At 32.0% G+C, this 15,850-nt stretch carries 18 protein-coding genes and 1 tRNA gene; 9 read left to right on the forward strand and 10 right to left on the reverse strand.

Annotation, left to right across the window (positions count from 1 at the left end):
* Positions 1-19 precede the first annotated feature (19 nt).
* Positions 20-862, forward strand: a complete 843-nt coding sequence (locus tag Q4Q35_RS01940; RefSeq protein ID WP_303276235.1) for an RNA polymerase sigma factor — start codon at positions 20-22, stop codon at positions 860-862.
* Positions 863-937: 75 nt separating this feature from the next.
* Positions 938-1,306 carry a nuclear transport factor 2 family protein gene (locus Q4Q35_RS01945; protein ID WP_303276236.1) on the forward strand — a complete coding sequence of 123 codons (369 nt, stop codon included), beginning with the start codon at positions 938-940 and terminating at the stop codon, positions 1,304-1,306.
* Between the two features lie 109 nt (positions 1,307-1,415).
* Here the strand turns inward: Q4Q35_RS01945 and Q4Q35_RS01950 are convergent.
* Positions 1,416-1,497: transfer RNA gene (locus tag Q4Q35_RS01950), tRNA-Leu, on the reverse strand.
* Positions 1,498-1,638: 141 nt separating this feature from the next.
* Between Q4Q35_RS01950 and Q4Q35_RS01955 the strand changes: the two genes are divergently transcribed.
* The 5 genes from Q4Q35_RS01955 (at position 1,639) to Q4Q35_RS01975 (ending at position 8,248) form a co-directional block, all read left to right on the forward strand.
* On the forward strand, positions 1,639-3,027 hold the full coding sequence (locus Q4Q35_RS01955; protein WP_303276237.1) for a dipeptidase: 1,389 nt from the start codon (positions 1,639-1,641) through the stop codon (positions 3,025-3,027).
* A gap of 86 nt (positions 3,028-3,113) precedes the next feature.
* Positions 3,114-3,974: a DMT family transporter gene (locus tag Q4Q35_RS01960; protein WP_303276238.1), complete on the forward strand. Its 861-nt coding sequence runs from the start codon at positions 3,114-3,116 to the stop codon at positions 3,972-3,974.
* Positions 3,975-4,048: 74 nt separating this feature from the next.
* Positions 4,049-4,414 (forward strand): BlaI/MecI/CopY family transcriptional regulator, encoded by a 366-nt coding sequence (locus tag Q4Q35_RS01965; RefSeq protein ID WP_303276239.1) that lies wholly within the window; start codon positions 4,049-4,051, stop codon positions 4,412-4,414.
* Positions 4,415-4,416: 2 nt separating this feature from the next.
* A complete protein-coding gene (locus Q4Q35_RS01970) occupies positions 4,417-6,975 on the forward strand; it encodes a M56 family metallopeptidase (protein WP_303276240.1) in 2,559 nt (852 codons plus the stop codon).
* Positions 6,976-7,147: 172 nt separating this feature from the next.
* Positions 7,148-8,248 (forward strand): DUF4407 domain-containing protein, encoded by a 1,101-nt coding sequence (locus Q4Q35_RS01975; protein ID WP_303276241.1) that lies wholly within the window; start codon positions 7,148-7,150, stop codon positions 8,246-8,248.
* A gap of 9 nt (positions 8,249-8,257) precedes the next feature.
* Here the strand turns inward: Q4Q35_RS01975 and Q4Q35_RS01980 are convergent, their stop codons facing one another.
* Positions 8,258-8,536, reverse strand: a complete 279-nt coding sequence (locus Q4Q35_RS01980) for a hypothetical protein (RefSeq protein ID WP_303276242.1) — start codon at positions 8,534-8,536, stop codon at positions 8,258-8,260.
* A 224-nt stretch (positions 8,537-8,760) separates the two neighbouring features.
* On the opposite strand from Q4Q35_RS01980, the gene Q4Q35_RS01985 reads away from it, so the two are divergent.
* Both Q4Q35_RS01985 and Q4Q35_RS01990 read left to right on the forward strand, forming a co-directional pair.
* Positions 8,761-9,192, forward strand: coding sequence for a YybH family protein (locus Q4Q35_RS01985; RefSeq protein WP_303276243.1), 432 nt, complete (start codon positions 8,761-8,763; stop codon positions 9,190-9,192).
* 3 nt (positions 9,193-9,195) lie between these two features.
* On the forward strand, positions 9,196-9,672 hold the full coding sequence (locus Q4Q35_RS01990) for a GNAT family N-acetyltransferase (protein WP_303276244.1): 477 nt from the start codon (positions 9,196-9,198) through the stop codon (positions 9,670-9,672).
* A gap of 8 nt (positions 9,673-9,680) precedes the next feature.
* Here Q4Q35_RS01990 and Q4Q35_RS01995 read toward each other — a convergent pair whose 3' ends face one another.
* The 8 genes from Q4Q35_RS01995 to Q4Q35_RS02030 form a co-directional block, all read right to left on the reverse strand.
* A complete protein-coding gene (locus tag Q4Q35_RS01995) occupies positions 9,681-10,259 on the reverse strand; it encodes a PhnA domain-containing protein (RefSeq protein WP_303276245.1) in 579 nt (192 codons plus the stop codon).
* A gap of 220 nt (positions 10,260-10,479) precedes the next feature.
* Complete coding sequence (locus Q4Q35_RS02000; protein WP_303276246.1) at positions 10,480-11,310, reverse strand: hypothetical protein; 831 nt, start codon at positions 11,308-11,310, stop codon at positions 10,480-10,482.
* Between the two features lie 172 nt (positions 11,311-11,482).
* Positions 11,483-11,854, reverse strand: coding sequence for an MmcQ/YjbR family DNA-binding protein (locus Q4Q35_RS02005; protein ID WP_303276247.1), 372 nt, complete (start codon positions 11,852-11,854; stop codon positions 11,483-11,485).
* Between the two features lie 40 nt (positions 11,855-11,894).
* Positions 11,895-12,503, reverse strand: a complete 609-nt coding sequence (locus tag Q4Q35_RS02010) for a DUF4230 domain-containing protein (protein ID WP_303276248.1) — start codon at positions 12,501-12,503, stop codon at positions 11,895-11,897.
* A 1-nt stretch (position 12,504) separates the two neighbouring features.
* Positions 12,505-13,254 (reverse strand): cyclase family protein, encoded by a 750-nt coding sequence (locus Q4Q35_RS02015; RefSeq protein WP_303276249.1) that lies wholly within the window; start codon positions 13,252-13,254, stop codon positions 12,505-12,507.
* Positions 13,255-13,292: 38 nt separating this feature from the next.
* Entirely contained in the window at positions 13,293-14,534 is a 1,242-nt protein-coding gene (gene hemW / locus Q4Q35_RS02020; protein WP_303276281.1) for a radical SAM family heme chaperone HemW, read from the reverse strand.
* 38 nt (positions 14,535-14,572) lie between these two features.
* Complete coding sequence (ruvC, locus tag Q4Q35_RS02025) at positions 14,573-15,175, reverse strand: crossover junction endodeoxyribonuclease RuvC (RefSeq protein ID WP_303276250.1); 603 nt, start codon at positions 15,173-15,175, stop codon at positions 14,573-14,575.
* Entirely contained in the window at positions 15,168-15,812 is a 645-nt protein-coding gene (locus tag Q4Q35_RS02030) for an outer membrane beta-barrel protein (protein ID WP_303276251.1), read from the reverse strand. The genes ruvC and Q4Q35_RS02030 overlap by 8 nt, the downstream gene beginning before the upstream one ends.
* Between the last annotated feature and the right edge of the window lie 38 nt (positions 15,813-15,850).

Raw genomic sequence — 15,850 nt, forward strand, 5'->3', positions numbered from 1 at the left:
TCGATTAAATCAATACTGCATGACAAAACAACAATATGAATCTGAATTTATAGGGTTTAAAAACGAATTATCTTCCTTCGTTTTTAGGTTGCTTACTAATCGCCAGGACACAGAAGATATAGTACACGATACCTATATTAAGGGTTTAGATAATATTAAGAAATTTCAAGGCAAATCCTCACTTAAAACTTGGGTTTTTAGTATTGCTTTAAATTCTGCTAAAAATCAATTGAAAGGCAAAAAACGCTGGTTAGAAAATTCTCAAGATTACGGGGCAAGCTTACATTCTAAATCTCCTGAATTAATGGATAAAATGCGAGTGGTTTTTGAAACAACACCCGAACGGGAATATGAAATAAAAGAACATATTGCATATTGTTTTAATTGCATTAATAAGACCCTACTTTTAAAGCAACAAGTATGTATATTATTAAAAGAGGTATATCACTTTAAAATATCTGAAATTATTGAAATTACTAGCTTTACAGAAGGTATTGTAAAGCATTCATTAGCTGATGCTCGAAAAAATATGATTCGTATTTTTGATAACCGATGTGCTTTCGTTAATAAAAAAGGAATCTGTCATCAATGCACTACTTTAAAAGGGGTTTTAAACCCTAAACAAGATGCTCATGTTAAAGCCCAAGAGTTAAAATTAGTAAAAGAAAGAGATCAGCAAAATTCTGATTATTTGTTTGATTTAAGATTAGAATTAGTGCAAGGGATACCCCCCCTAAATGCGAAGAACTCTATATTGAATACCTACATGCTTGAAAATAATGAAAACTGGGTTGAGGAAGGTAAAGAGAAAAATGTATTAGGGGAAAATACTGATGCCATTGTCTCAGGTTGTAAATTATAAAAAAGTCAAATTTCCGTCCGAAATGCTTCGCTAAATTGTCTAACTAGAAGTTAACAATTTAAAAGCAATAAAATTATGACAAAAAAACCAATGGAAGTATTTCAAGCCTTTGGACAAGGACTAATGTCTGGCACCAATTCATGGAAATCTGTAGTCGCAGACAATATAGTATTTACAGGCCCTGTCGATCAAGTAACAGGATTAGAAGCCTTTGCTAAATTAAACGAAGATTTTATGCCTTTAGTTAGAGGTAATGATATGAAACAAGTCGTTGAGGTCGGCAATTTTGTAATTACTCAAACTGTAATGGATGTAGCTACACCAAAAGGCAATATTATAAAATTAGATATGTCTGAGTGGTATGAAATTATAGATGGGAAAATTCAAAACATTAAAGTTTATTATAATGCCGAAGACTATGTAAAAGAGTTTGGACTGGCTTAGTAATTTGATAAAAAGTGGGTTGCAATTTTTTGTAACTCGCTTCTTCTAACGATAAAAGAAGGGTATAAAAAAACGTTTCTCTATACAAGAGAAACGTTTTTATGTATCGTGCGGGCGGGGAGACTCGAACTCCCACACCTCGCGGCACTAGATCCTAAGTCTAGCGTGTCTACCAATTCCACCACGCCCGCTAGTTCCGATTATTATCGGGATGCAAATATAAACAAGATTTTTAAATTGCAAACTCGATATTCCAAATTAATTATAAAATAAGTAATAACCATTAAAAACATTCTTTTTTTATATTTTTGAATGAACTATACAATCACTTTATGAATAACATTCAATCCTATATAAAAGAGAACAAAAATCGATTTCTAAATGAGTTAATCGAGCTCCTTAAATTACCCTCTATTAGTGCAGATTCTGCTTATAGAAATGAGGTTTTAAAAACTGCCGAAGCTATTAAGATTAGTTTAGAAAATGCTGGATGTGATAGTGTTGAAATTTGTAAAACAGATGGCTACCCTATTGTTTATGGCGAAAAGATTATTGATGAAAATCTGCCAACTGTATTGGTTTACGGTCATTACGATGTGCAGCCACCAGACCCTTTAGATCTTTGGGATTCTCCTCCTTTTGAACCCGTCATTAAAAACACCGAATTGCATCCCAACGGTGCTATTTTTGCACGTGGTGCATGTGATGACAAAGGACAAATGTATATGCATGTAAAGGCTATGGAGTTTATGACCTCTACAAACCAACTTCCGTGTAATGTAAAGTTTATGATTGAAGGGGAAGAAGAAATTGGAAGTGCTAATTTGGCAACTTTTGTAAAAAACAATCAGGAAAAACTTAAAAACGACGTTATTCTTATTTCTGATACTGGTATGATAGCGAATGACGTGCCTTCAATTACAACCGGATTGCGTGGATTAAGCTATGTAGAAGTAGAAATTACTGGACCTAACCGCGATTTACATTCCGGGTTGTATGGTGGTGCTGTAGCTAACCCTATAAACGTTTTAACCAAAATGATTGCATCGCTTCACGACAAAAATAACCACATTACCATTCCCGGTTTTTATGATAAAGTAGAAGAATTATCTAAAGAAGAACGTGCTGAAATGGCAAAAGCTCCTTTTAGTTTAGACCATTATAAAAAAGCCTTAGATATAAATGATGTTTATGGTGAAACCGGATTTACCACCAACGAACGTAACTCCATCCGCCCTACCTTAGATGTTAATGGTATTTGGGGAGGTTACACCGGAGAAGGTGCTAAAACAGTTATTGCAAGCAAAGCATATGCAAAAATCTCTATGCGCTTGGTGCCAAATCAAGACTGGGAAAACATTACTCAATTATTTACAAAGCATTTTGAAAGTATTGCACCTAAAAGTGTTACTGTAAAGGTAACACCTCATCATGGAGGTCAAGGTTATGTAACTCCTGTAAATAGCATTGGTTATCAAGCAGCAAGTAAAGCATACCTAGATACTTTTGGAAAAACTCCTATCCCACAACGCAGTGGTGGTAGTATTCCTATTGTATCTCTTTTTGAGCAAGAACTAAAAAGTAAAACCATACTTATGGGCTTTGGTTTAGATAGTGATGCCATTCATTCACCTAACGAGCATTTCGGAGTTTTTAATTATTTAAAAGGCATTGAAACCATTCCTTTATTCTATAAATATTTTACTGAGTTATCTAAATAATCATAGTTACCTTCGCAAAAAATAAAAGAATACATTTATTCTAAGTGTACAACCTTAAGACAACAATCTCTAACACATAATATAGTATGTCTAACAACCACACTAATAACCTTGTATTTCTATTATTAGCAACCTTGTTTATTAGTACTTCCGGCGCCTTAGGCAAATTTATAGACATGCCTACACCTGTTATCATTTGGTGGCGTTCTGTTTTAGCAATGATTGTATTGTATGCGCTTTGTAGATATAAAAAAATAGGCCTAAAAATTAAATCAAAAAAAGATGCTATTCCAGTAATAACAAGTGCTGTATTTATGGCTGCTCATTGGGTTACCTACTTTTATGCTTTAAAACTCTCAAACGTAGCTATTGGTATGCTCTCTCTTTTTACATTCCCTATAATTACAGCCTTCTTAGAACCTCTATTTATAAAAATAAAATTCGACCCCATATATATATTACTTGGTGTTATGGTACTCTTTGGAATGTATATTTTGGTTCCGGAATTTAACATGGAAAACACACATCTAAAAGGTATCCTGTTTGGGTTATTTTCTGCCTTATGTTATGCTTTGCGTAATATTATATCGAAAAAACTGGTATTGCACTATAATGCCTCCTCGGTAATGTTTTACCAACTGTTTATTATTACTATTATATTAGCTCCTGTTTTATTTTTTATGGAAACATCGGGAATTAAAACACAATATCCATATATTATTATTTTAGCTATTCTTACTACAGCCATTGGGCATACCATGCTTGTTAATAGTTTAAAACATTTTACGGTAAGTACTGCCAGTATTATAGGTAGTGTGCAACCTATTTTAGGGATTATTATTGCTTTTATATTTTTAAAAGAGATCCCTACTTGGAATACCTTTTTTGGAGGACTTATCATCCTTTCTACAGTGATAATTGAAAGTATTCGTTCTAGAAAAGCATAATTCAATTAACTCTACGTTTGTAGAATTGAAATATTTATTCTACATTTGTAGAGTTAATTCTAAACTTGTAGAGTATGCAACTATCAAAAACCGAAGAAGATTTAATGAATTATTTATGGAAGCTGGAAAAAGCTTTTATGAAAGATTTACTGGATGCATATCCGGAGCCAAAACCAGCGACAACAACAGTAGCAACCCTTTTAAAGCGTATGACTGGAAAAGGTTTTATTGCTTATAATTTATACGGAAAATCCAGAGAATACTACCCGTTGGTTAAAAAGAAGGATTACTTTTCTAAACATGTAAATGGCCTTATTAAAAACTTTTTTAACAACAGTGCCTCTCAATTTGCATCGTTTTTCACCACTGAAACGAATCTTTCAAAAGAAGAATTAGAACATTTAAAGGCGTTAATTGATAACGAGATAAAAAATAAATAACCATGCTTTTACTTATTTTAAAATCTAGTACTTGCTTAGCTGTTTTCATGTTGTTTTATAAACTTTGTTTAGAAAAAACGAGTGCGCATACTTTTAAACGTTTCTATTTAATTGCTTCTACTTTAATTTCAATAGCTATTCCATTTATAACATTTACCGAGTATATTGAAGCTGAGCCCGTAAATTTTGCTTTAGGTATAGAATCTCAAAATTACTCAAATCTGGAGATCACAGATATTACCGAACCTAAAAATTATTTACCAGCTATTTTATGGAGTATTTATGCTTTAGGTGCCATATTGTTTTCAATTAGATTTTTCAAAAATTTGCATCAATTGTTTAAAAAGATAAAAGACAATCCTAAATATAAAAATCAGTATTTTATTAACGTTTTAATAACCGATTTAATAACACCACATACCTTTTTTAATTACATTTTCCTGAATAAAACAAAATTTGAAAACAACCTTATTCCTAATGAGGTTTTATTCCACGAACAAACACATGCCAAACAAATGCATGCTCTGGATCTTTTGTTTATAGAAGTCCTTCAAATACTTTTCTGGTTTAATCCGCTACTCTATTTTATTAAAAAGGACATCAAATTAAACCATGAGTTTTTAGCAGACCAAGCCGTAATAAAACATGGTATCGATTCATCTATTTACCAAAAAACGTTATTAGCTTTCTCATCTCCAGATAGCTATCGGGAAGCTTCAGATTCATCATTAGTAAATGCCATCAATTATTCATCAATCAAAAAACGATTTACAGTTATGAAAACAAAAACATCAAAAACTGCCTTATGGCTTCGAAGTCTCATTATTTTACCATTACTAGCTATTCTAATTTATGGATTTAGCGATAAAGTTGTTATTGAAAAAGAAAACATTGAAACCAATGTAACAAATAATAAAATCAGAATCTTTATTAATAAAGACAGAGAAGTTTTTATTGAAAATGACTTGGTCATTTTCAATAATATGTCTGAAGCAATAACAAAAATAAAAAACAGATTAATTAAAAAACATTCAATCACTCCTGAATTATTCATTGAAGTTGAAGGACATGTAACAGATGAATATTTTAAAGCTATTGTAAATGAAATTAAAAAGACCAACCTTAAAGTTACTGAATTTAAATCCGACTCTTTATTATTAAATAAAGAAGGATCAATTCCTTATTTTAAAGGAACACATTTAACTGCTAATTATATAGTTTTTAAAACTGAAACAGGAGAAATATTGGAAGGTGTTTCTATTCCTAAAAACACAACTTATAGTGAAAACGAAAACTTAAAAAGTCTACTAAATTATTTAAGAGAAAAAGAGAAAAATCTAGTACAATCTTTAAGTAAAGAAAAGAATGAAAAAGAAAAAATTGAAATAGAAGAACAAATTGATTTTCTTAAGTCTAGAACAAAAATAGTTAGCAATCGATTAAACTTTCAATCTAAGAAATCATCTCAAAACCAGGATAAAATAAAACATAAAGAAAGTATCAAAAATACTTATAGATTTATCTTTTATTTAGATAATGATGATCAAATTGCTGCATACGGTAAATGGGTTAAATCATATGACTTAAAAAAAATCATTAAAGAATATACACAAGCAACAAACAAAAATTCAACTGAAATTGAACTAGTTATACGTCATGGAACATCTAAAAAAACTATTTCAGAAGTTAAAAGTATTTTAAATGAATATGGCAAATTAAAAGTCAAATTTACAGATAAGGAAGGTTGGTTAAGTACTGAAAAAAAGCAAAAAACAATTTCTGATAAAAACATAGAAAAATCAACGAAAAGCGAGTTAATCATTAAAATAATCGACAACAAAACTGTTTTAATAAACGACAAAATGTGTCTTTTAGATAATGCTGAGACATGCATCGTTAAATTCCTAAATACGCTATCACGAAAAGAAAAAAAAGGATTGGTTCCGATAATCATTTATAATTCACCAGATGGAGATAGTGCCTTAGAAAACTTAAACAATATTCTAAGAGATTATAATCTTTTACGAATAAATAAAAAGATAAAAATAAATGGAGAGCCTTTTCCTCCTGCACCTGAAGCACCAAAAGTTAAAGAAGGCTTTGAAATACCACCTCCGCCTCCTCCAACCACCGAACCATTAACAAAGTTTAAAAGCTCTTCAGAAAAGTTATTAAAAGCGTGGAAAGAATACTCGACAGAGGGTGATGCTTATGGAACAGCTATGCAAGCATATTTTAAGAACAAAACAGGAAATCTTAGCGACTTAAAAATACAATACGAAAAAGTCATGGAACTTTATAAAGCTTACAAGGAACTTTCTGAACAAGAAAAAGAGTCCCCTGTATTGCCTCCTCCACCTCCACCTCAAGAATCAGTATTAGGTCATATTATTAGTATGTCTAAAAAAGGAGCTATTTTTTATTATAACGACAAAGAAATAACTTCAGAAAAAGCTATAGAAATAGCCAAAAAGGATAAAAATTTAGATATATCTGTCAAATACAAAAGTGATATTAATACTAATGTAGTAACAATTAAAACTAAACCGAGTAAACCTTAATTTAAGGTATGAAATTAAGTTCTCATTAGATTTTTGAAAGCTATGAGAACTTTTTTTGTGAAATTCATGTAACAAATCACCCGCTTTAGCGTTCTAATAGTCAACATATATCAGGTTCCTGTCGAACACACAGACTGGTAAGTTGAAAGATCAATCAAAAAACAATCATATTATGCTAAAGCAATTCTTTATTATTTGCTCGGGTGCAGATACCGATATTTTAGAGCATTGCTCTAAAGGCGAACAAAATAAATATGCAGGTATTGGTGCTACTGTATTTTTTACTGCGGTTATGGCTTTTATAGCTGCTTCTTATGCCCTTTATACTGTTTTCGATAATATCTTTATGGCCATTGCATTTGGGTTTATTTGGGGCTTGCTCATCTTTAATTTAGACAGATATATTGTTTCTACCATTAAAAAAACAGGACAACTAACAGACGAACTTATACAAGCATCCCCCAGAATAATATTGGCTGTTATTATTGCTATTGTTATTTCTAAACCGTTAGAATTAAAGATTTTTGAAAAAGAAATTAATCAGGTACTATTAGAACAAAAAAATGAACTAACACTTGCTAATAAAGAACAAGTCGCTCAACAATTTACACCAGATATTACTACACTTCAAAATGACATAACTGGCTTACAAAACGACATAAATACTAAAGAAGCTGAAGTAAATGCACTATACGACACCTACATTGCCGAAGCCGAAGGGACTGCTGGCACAAAATTATTAGGCAAAGGCCCTGTATATAAAGAAAAACGTGATAAACATGACGCTCTATTAGCCGAATTGCAAGTACTGAAAGCAGAAAATAAAACTAAAATTGCCGCTATTGAAACTCAAATAGCGACAATTAAAGATGATTATGAAACTCAAATTTTAAAAACGCAACCCATCATTAATAATTTTGATGGTTTAATGGCTCGTGTAAATGCTTTAAGCAAATTACCTTGGTTACCTTCCTTTTTTATATTTTTATTGTTTTTAGCAATTGAAACATCTCCCATTTTTGCAAAACTGTTATCTCCTAAGGGCACCTACGACTTTAAGTTAGAAGACCAGGAAACAGCAGTAAAAACGAACCTGCTTCAAAATAAAAACCAGAGAGAAGCTCTATTGAGAACAGACTATGCTATTAATGATCGTATTTATGGTGACATAGAAAATGAAGACGAATTATATACTTATAAGCGCAAAAAAGTGAGAGAACTCATGCAACTTCAAGCTGATGCCTTTTTAAAACATCAAAAAAACGCCTTCTAATTCTCTATGCTATGCAGCGTTTTCCGCTTTAAAATGGTTGTATAAGTCTTTGCACCCTATACCTATAATTGATAAGTTTTTATTTTTTTGAATGGCTTCATTATGAAGTGCCACGAAAGCATTAACACCATAACGATCCATACTTTCTATATCTTCAATACTAATGGTTAGATTATTAACTTTTTCGAAAATGTTTTGGAATTCATTTTGAAATGCCTCTAAACTATTTCTGTTTAGAATACCTTTAATTTTAAAAAAATTATTACAGTTTGAAATTTTTAAATCCATAATCATATTATTTTAATTGTTAAATGACAGATCTGAGGGAAGATTAATCAATTAATTATGTAATAAAAGTATAGAAACAACAAGTTATAATACTATTTTTTCGATCAATCGATTTCAACTCTGGATAAAAAAAAATTCAATGTCAATTTCATCGACAAGTAACCTAATTAATATCAAGATTTCGTTATTTTTACTTCTAATTAAATGTTATTAATTAATCGACAATGAAAAAGTTAATATTATTATTTTGCTTAGTATCTGTTTTTAATAGTTATTCTCAAACTTCTGAAGAACAAGATAAAAAAGCGATTCTTAAAGTATTAAAAAAACAACGCCTCGCATGGTCTGATAACAATATTGAAAAATTCATGGAAGGTTATTGGAAAAGCGATTCACTTAAATTTTACGGTAGCAATGGAGTTACTCATGGTTGGGAAAACACTTTGGAAAGATACCAAAAGGCTTATCCTACTGCAGATCATACTGGAAAATTAAATTTTAGAATAAATGCTATTACTAAAATAACTGAAGGTGCTTATTATGTTTTGGGTGAATACCATTTAAAACGTGAGGTTGGAAATGCTGATGGTATTTTTATGATTATTTTCAAAAAAATTGATGGTCATTGGAAAATTATTGCCGATACCTCGAGCTAAATTATGTCTGCAATAGTTAGAAAAGCAACGATTGATGATTTACCTGTTTTATTAGAATTTGAACAGGGTGTTATTGTTGCTGAACGCCCTTTTGATCCTACAATAAAAGAAGGGAGTATTCATTACTATGATATCAATGCGTTAATAACAGACCAAGATTCTGAGGTATTTGTTGCAGAAATTAATGGTAATATAGTGGCTTCTGGATATGCTAAAATTAAACCGGACAGACATTATTTAAAGCATACGAATCATGGTTACTTAGGTTTTATGTTTGTGTCTAAAACCCATAGGGGAAAACATTTAAATAAAATGATTGTTGATGCTCTATTAAAGTGGTGTAAAGCGAGGCATGTTTTTGAGATTAGGTTGGATGTTTATAATGATAATATCCCTGCAATTAATGCCTATGAAAAAGCAGGATTTAAAAAACACATGATTAATATGCGTTTGGATATTGAAAATTTAGACTTAACGTAATCCGATTATTATAATTTCTTTACGTATTTAGTAATAATCACGATTTGTTGTGCGCCTACTTTGCCTTCTATATATTCTGCATTTTCACGGTCTAAGCGAATATTTCTAACAGCAGTACCTTGTTTGGCTACCATACTGGAGCCTTTTACTTTTAAATCTTTTACTAAAACTACAGAATCTCCAGATGATAAAATCACCCCATTGACATCTCTGTGAATTATTTTGTTAGCTGCATCTTCATGTTCGCCCGTAGCACGTGCCAAAGCTAAAGCTTCATCGCTTAAATACATCATGTCTAACAAATCTTTTGGCCATCCTTCATTTCGTAATCTTTGCAACATTCTCCAAGCCATAATCTGTACTGCAACATGTTCACTCCACATACTATCGTTTAAACACCTCCAGTGATTTACGTCCATATCTACATCTCCTTCTATTTGGTCTAAACAAGTTTTACAAACTAATACATCGTTAGCCACATTTTCGTTTAATGACGGAGGAATGGTATATTGTTTTAAGTCATTGCTAGCCGTACATAATTCGCAGATATTACCGCTTCTTTCCTGTAATGTTTGTAATACGCTCATGCTTTACTTTATTTTTTTGCAATGATACGTTTTAATAAAAGGTTTTACAAGTTTAGGTTTATTGATAAACAAAAAGAAACTGTCCGAACAGCATAGCAATTTACTATATCAGGTTGAAATTATCGAAATTAGTATTAATGAAGAATTATATAATTTCGGCAGCACTCAAAATGACATCTATTTTTACTTTTCAGACAGTCTCATAAACTTTACTCAAATACTATTTAGAAAGCTCATGTACCCATGTGTATAAATAATCTCCATGTACACCAGTAAAATAGTTATTCCATGCTTTACCTTTAGCCTTTCTGACTTCTTCATCGGGAAAAGCTTCTTTTATAAGTTCAGAGTTTCTATCATACATTTTATCTAAATCTCCCATAGAGTCTAAGAAAAACGCTTCTACATATTCTGTTCTATCAGATCCCCAGGCATGAGCATTCGGATAGTATGCTTTTATAAATTCATTTTTACTAATAATAGCATCAAACCCTTCTTTTTTTAATGCCATAAATTCTTCTTCTGTCCCATCTTCTGGAAATGAAAAATGATTTTTTCTAACGTAAGTTACCATATCTTTCGTTGGTTTTTCAGCCATTAACTTAGCGCCAGGCATTGCAGCATAAATTTCGTCGGAATGTTCATTAGAATAGTATGCCATACGTTTTTTCATAAAGGCTTCTCTGTCTGCTTCTTCCGGCCATGCTTCTTTAATTAATTCTGCATTTCTATCGGCAAATTTCCCCATGTCTTCCCACGAAGCAAATGTTTGTACATACATCAATTCTGTATTATCTGCTGTAAATAAGTGCATATAAACAGATGTACCCATGATAAATTCATTTTTCATAGTTACTTTGTCTAAAAATTCTTTTTCAATGGCCTTCCATGTATCCATATCAAAATCTTCCATATCCATATTCCAATGCATGGTGGTTACGGCGACAAACTCAGGTCGTTTTGGTGTTTCTTCTTGTGCAAAAAGTGTAATAGGGCTTAATAACAGTAGCATTACTAATACTGTTGCAAAAATTCGGTTGGTTGTTTTCATAATCTGTTACAATTTAAAGTTAATATATTTGAATTAGTCAATACAACTTTAAGATTATGGGACTATAAAAGGTTTTGGGCAACCTATTTATGTACTATTGAAAAAAATATTATGGAGATTGAGAGTATCTAAATATACAACAAAAAACACACACATCTAATATTTAGCGTGTTTAATGCTTACCTAATAAGCTATCCCTCATCTTTTTAGTCATCCCTTTTACAACCATATCGTAAGAATGATCTATAAGATGAAACACTAATTTGGGTTGTAATTCGCCTTCATGAATATACAACGTGTTCCAATGTTTTTTACTCATATGATAACCTGGACGAATGCTGTTATACGTTGCTCGAAGTTCTTCTGAATAATCGGAATCTGCTTTTAAATTAACAGCTGCTTCACCGCTTTCCCATCGTTTTAATGAGACCAGAGCAAACATCTTACCTAATACTTTAAAAACCAGAGTTTCTTCATCAAAAGGAAAATCTTCTGTTGCGCCTTTTTTGTTTAAACAGTATTCGCGAAGTTGATCTATGTGCATTTTTATATTATTTCATTCCTGCAAAAGCAGGAATGACAAGCTATTCAAGTTTTTTTATTGGTTTTTCTTCTATTTTTAATGCTGAATAATCTAATTTCCAACCTATTGTTTCTACTATAGTTTCGATGAGTGAAATAGTTTCTAAAGCTTCTTTTTGAGCTATTTGAATAAGGCCACTTTCTGGAATTTTATCTTGAATGTGTTGTTTGGCCTCGTTATGTAAATCGGTTAAATCGGTTGCTTCAAACTTATTAAATAAACCATCGGACTTATCGTAATAATTCAAATTTGTTTCGATTGATAATACTTCCGGTTGCGGAAACTGTTGTAATAAAATCTTCTTTTTGTCGGTATCTGCTGCCAATTCAATTTTAGATAAATCGTAGCCGACATACGCTTTTGCATTTACTACAACCAAAGCTTTCTTTTTACTAGTAATCAATTTTAAAAAACGCTCTTTAACATCTTCGTAATGATAGATTTCGGCAAAATCACCTTCGACTGTTATAAATTTACAAACCGTTTTTATTTTTTCTAAAAGCAATACTGATTGAGATTTTACTAATTGCTTTTTCTTAAATGACTTAAAGTAAGTAACCAGACCCAAAGTCACTAAAACACCTATTATTATTCCTAAAAATGCTTCCATGCTAATCTATTATTTTATATAAAATGGGTTTGCTAGGCGAGGCATCATTTTCGAACGGTGCTATTTGAAGGTTTAAAAAATATTTGCCGTCTTTAACAAGGTTAGGTACAAAAATAAACTCCGTTATCGTTGCATCAAATCGTATTTCTCCTTTAGTATCCCAAAAAGCATTGTGAGCCAATAGTTTACATTCATCTTTTTCTTTGTCTACACTGGGCAAATCTATTAGTAAATGTTTCACGCCTTTTTCGCGTAAATAAACAGCTGCATCTTCTAATAAATAAGTTGGATTTGTATTCGAATATTGTGCCGATAACTTTTCTGAAGTATTAGGAATCGTTCTTATTACTATGGCATCTCTTTTTTTATTTCCAATAGCAAATTGCAATTGTTTTTTAGAAATCACAAAATCACCGTTTAATTTCTCGGGAGCTACGGTTATAACTTCTGCAAGAAAGAAAAATTGCTTTAAATTCTGATTTATAGAATGTACTTTTTCAGTAATATGTCCCACACATTCAGTATGCGTTCCATGGGCATGGGGGTTGAAAGAAATATTATTAAAATTCACACATGATCCTTCTAAAACGCTTATTATTTGACCTTTATCTTTAGCCGGTTCAATTAAAGGCGAATCTAAATACCACGCATTTACGTTGTTTTCAGCTCCTTTTAAAGGTATTGAAATATCTATTGGTTGTGATAAATCTATTTGAAGTTTTGCCGAATTATATTGTATGGTTGCTAGCATATATGTGTGTTTATTTCTGTAATATCAAATATAAGTTTTTAATTCAGGAAAAAGAGTTCTGAAGCCATCCCGTCTACCAAAAATTTTCCTTTTTGGGTCGTTTTTATTATATCAATAGGGTTTTTGTTCTCATCTAAATGGCTGGATGTGATTAGCAAGCCTCTTTCTATAAATTTTTCTGCCGAAGTTTTTATATGCTTAAGATAGGTATCACCAAAATCTTGTTCTATTTTATTTAAAGACACGCCCCAAATGGTTCGTAAGCCCGTCATAATATATTCATTATAGCGATCTTTTAATGACAGTTTTTCTATAGTGTTTGGTAATATATTATTCTGGATCGATGCCATGTATTTTGAATTGTTGGATATATTCCAGCTACGTTGGTTCCCTCGAAATGAATGTGCAGATGGCCCTATTCCTATATAAGGTTTCCCTTGCCAATAGCTGGTATTGTGCTTAGAGAAATAATCAGGTTTTCCGAAATTTGAGATTTCATAATGTATAAAACCCTTTTCTTTGGTTTTATCAATTAAATGATTAAAATGTTCCAACGCCAACGATTCATCAATTGGTGGATAATCTCCCTTTTTTATAAAAGCATCTAGGGCTGTTTTAGGCTCAACGGTGAGTGCATAACTGGAAATATGGTTAACGCCATAACTAAAAGCCGTTTCTAGGTTCTCGTTCCACTTTTCCACACTCATATTGGGAATGCCATAAATAAGATCGATAGTAATGTTATCAAAATATTGCGTTGCAATCTGTAAACACGTTTTTGCTTCTTCTGCATTATGTGCACGATTCATATGTTTTAAATCGTCTTCAAAAAAAGACTGAACACCAATGCTAAGTCGGTTTATTCCAATAGTTCTGTATGCTTCAAAAATGGTTTCTTTTGTGAGACCTCTCGACTGCCTGACCGTCCGGCAGGCGGGCGCTCGAGGAGACATTAAATCATCCGGGTTTGCTTCTAAAGTGATTTCGGGCTCGTCTACAACTGAATAATTTTTGTAGACCTCATCAATCAAAAATCGCAATTCATCAATCGTTAATAAAGAAGGAGTTCCCCCTCCAAAATATATAGTCTCAATAGCTTGATTCTTTAGTTCATCTTTTCTAAGCTCCAATTCTTTTACAAGGGCTTGTATAAGTGCTTCCTTCTTTTTTAAGGATGTTGAAAAATGAAAGTCGCAATAAAAACATGCTTGTTTACAGAATGGTATGTGGATGTAGAGAGCCCCTCCCGACCTCCCCAAAGGGGAGGAGTTCTCTCCCATTCTTTTAAATTCTACAGGTTGTTTTTTCAAAAAACGAACTAATTTTTCTTTTTACGTAAATTTATAACAGTTGGCATTTTTGCTCCCCCTTTGGGGGCTTGGGGGCTATTCTGCTTTACAAAAGCATCCCAGCCTGTATAACTTTTGCCGACATTTACTTTTCCTGAATTATAAAAATGACACACGGCTGCTGCCAATCCATCGGTGGCATCTAAATTCTTGGGTAGCGTTTTTAAACCTAGTATACTTTGTAGCATTTTAGCAACTTGCTCTTTACTGGCACTTCCGTTACCAGTTATAGCCATTTTAATTTTTTTAGGCAGATATTCTGTAATGGGTATTTCTCTACTCAAACCTGCTGCCATCGCAACTCCTTGGGCTCTGCCAAGCTTTAGCATACTCTGTACATTTTTCCCAAAAAAGGGTGCTTCAATGGCAATTTCATCTGGATTATGTGTGTCTATAAGCTCAATAGTACGTTCAAAAATAAGTTTCAGCTTTAAATAATGATCATCGTATTTTTTTAAGTCGAGTTCATTAAGTTGTAAAAATTGCATGGTTTTCCCAACCACTTTTATAAGTCCGAAACCCATAATAGTTGTACCGGGGTCAATGCCTAAAATAATTCGTTCTTTAGTCATATTGTTCGCAAAAATAACAACCACTAAGCGATATAGAAGCTCCTATAGTTAGTGTTAAAAGGTTTCCGTTAAATGCGCCAAATCCATCTGATATAGGTGCAAAATCTTTTGCAAATCCGTATATATATGAAACATCTGCATAGACAGAAAGTTTATCTGAAATGCCATAATGAACCTCTACACCTGCCATAGCATTAAGAAATGATGTTTTATTTTGGGTATAATTACCTAAAGGTTTTACCATTGAAAAACCGGGCCCTGCATGCACAAAGACCCCTACGCGTTGGGGTAAGTTAAATATTCTATTGGCATTGTAAACTGCTTGTAAATTGATACGAGAATAATTAAGCTTAAATTCCAACGTGTTTTTTTGGTTAGATATTCTACTAAAACTATAATCTAATTTTGCTCCCAAAATCGGTTTAAACATATATTGAATTCCTAAGTTGACTGTTGGAAGGTTGAGCGTTTTCCCTTCAAAACTAGCTACAAATCCATTTTTAGACGGACTATTAAGCCCTAGTCCAAATTGTGCCTTTATTGTACTTGTATCTCCTTGAGAAAAAGACACAAAACCGCTCATTATAAAAACGATGGCACAAAAGGCTTTTTTATATATTTTAAAATCTGAGGTCATAACGTAATAATGATTTAATTTGCACCTATAAATAGGTA

The organism is Flavivirga aquimarina, assembly GCF_030540835.1.
Classification (GTDB): Bacteria; Bacteroidota; Bacteroidia; order Flavobacteriales; family Flavobacteriaceae; genus Flavivirga; species Flavivirga aquimarina.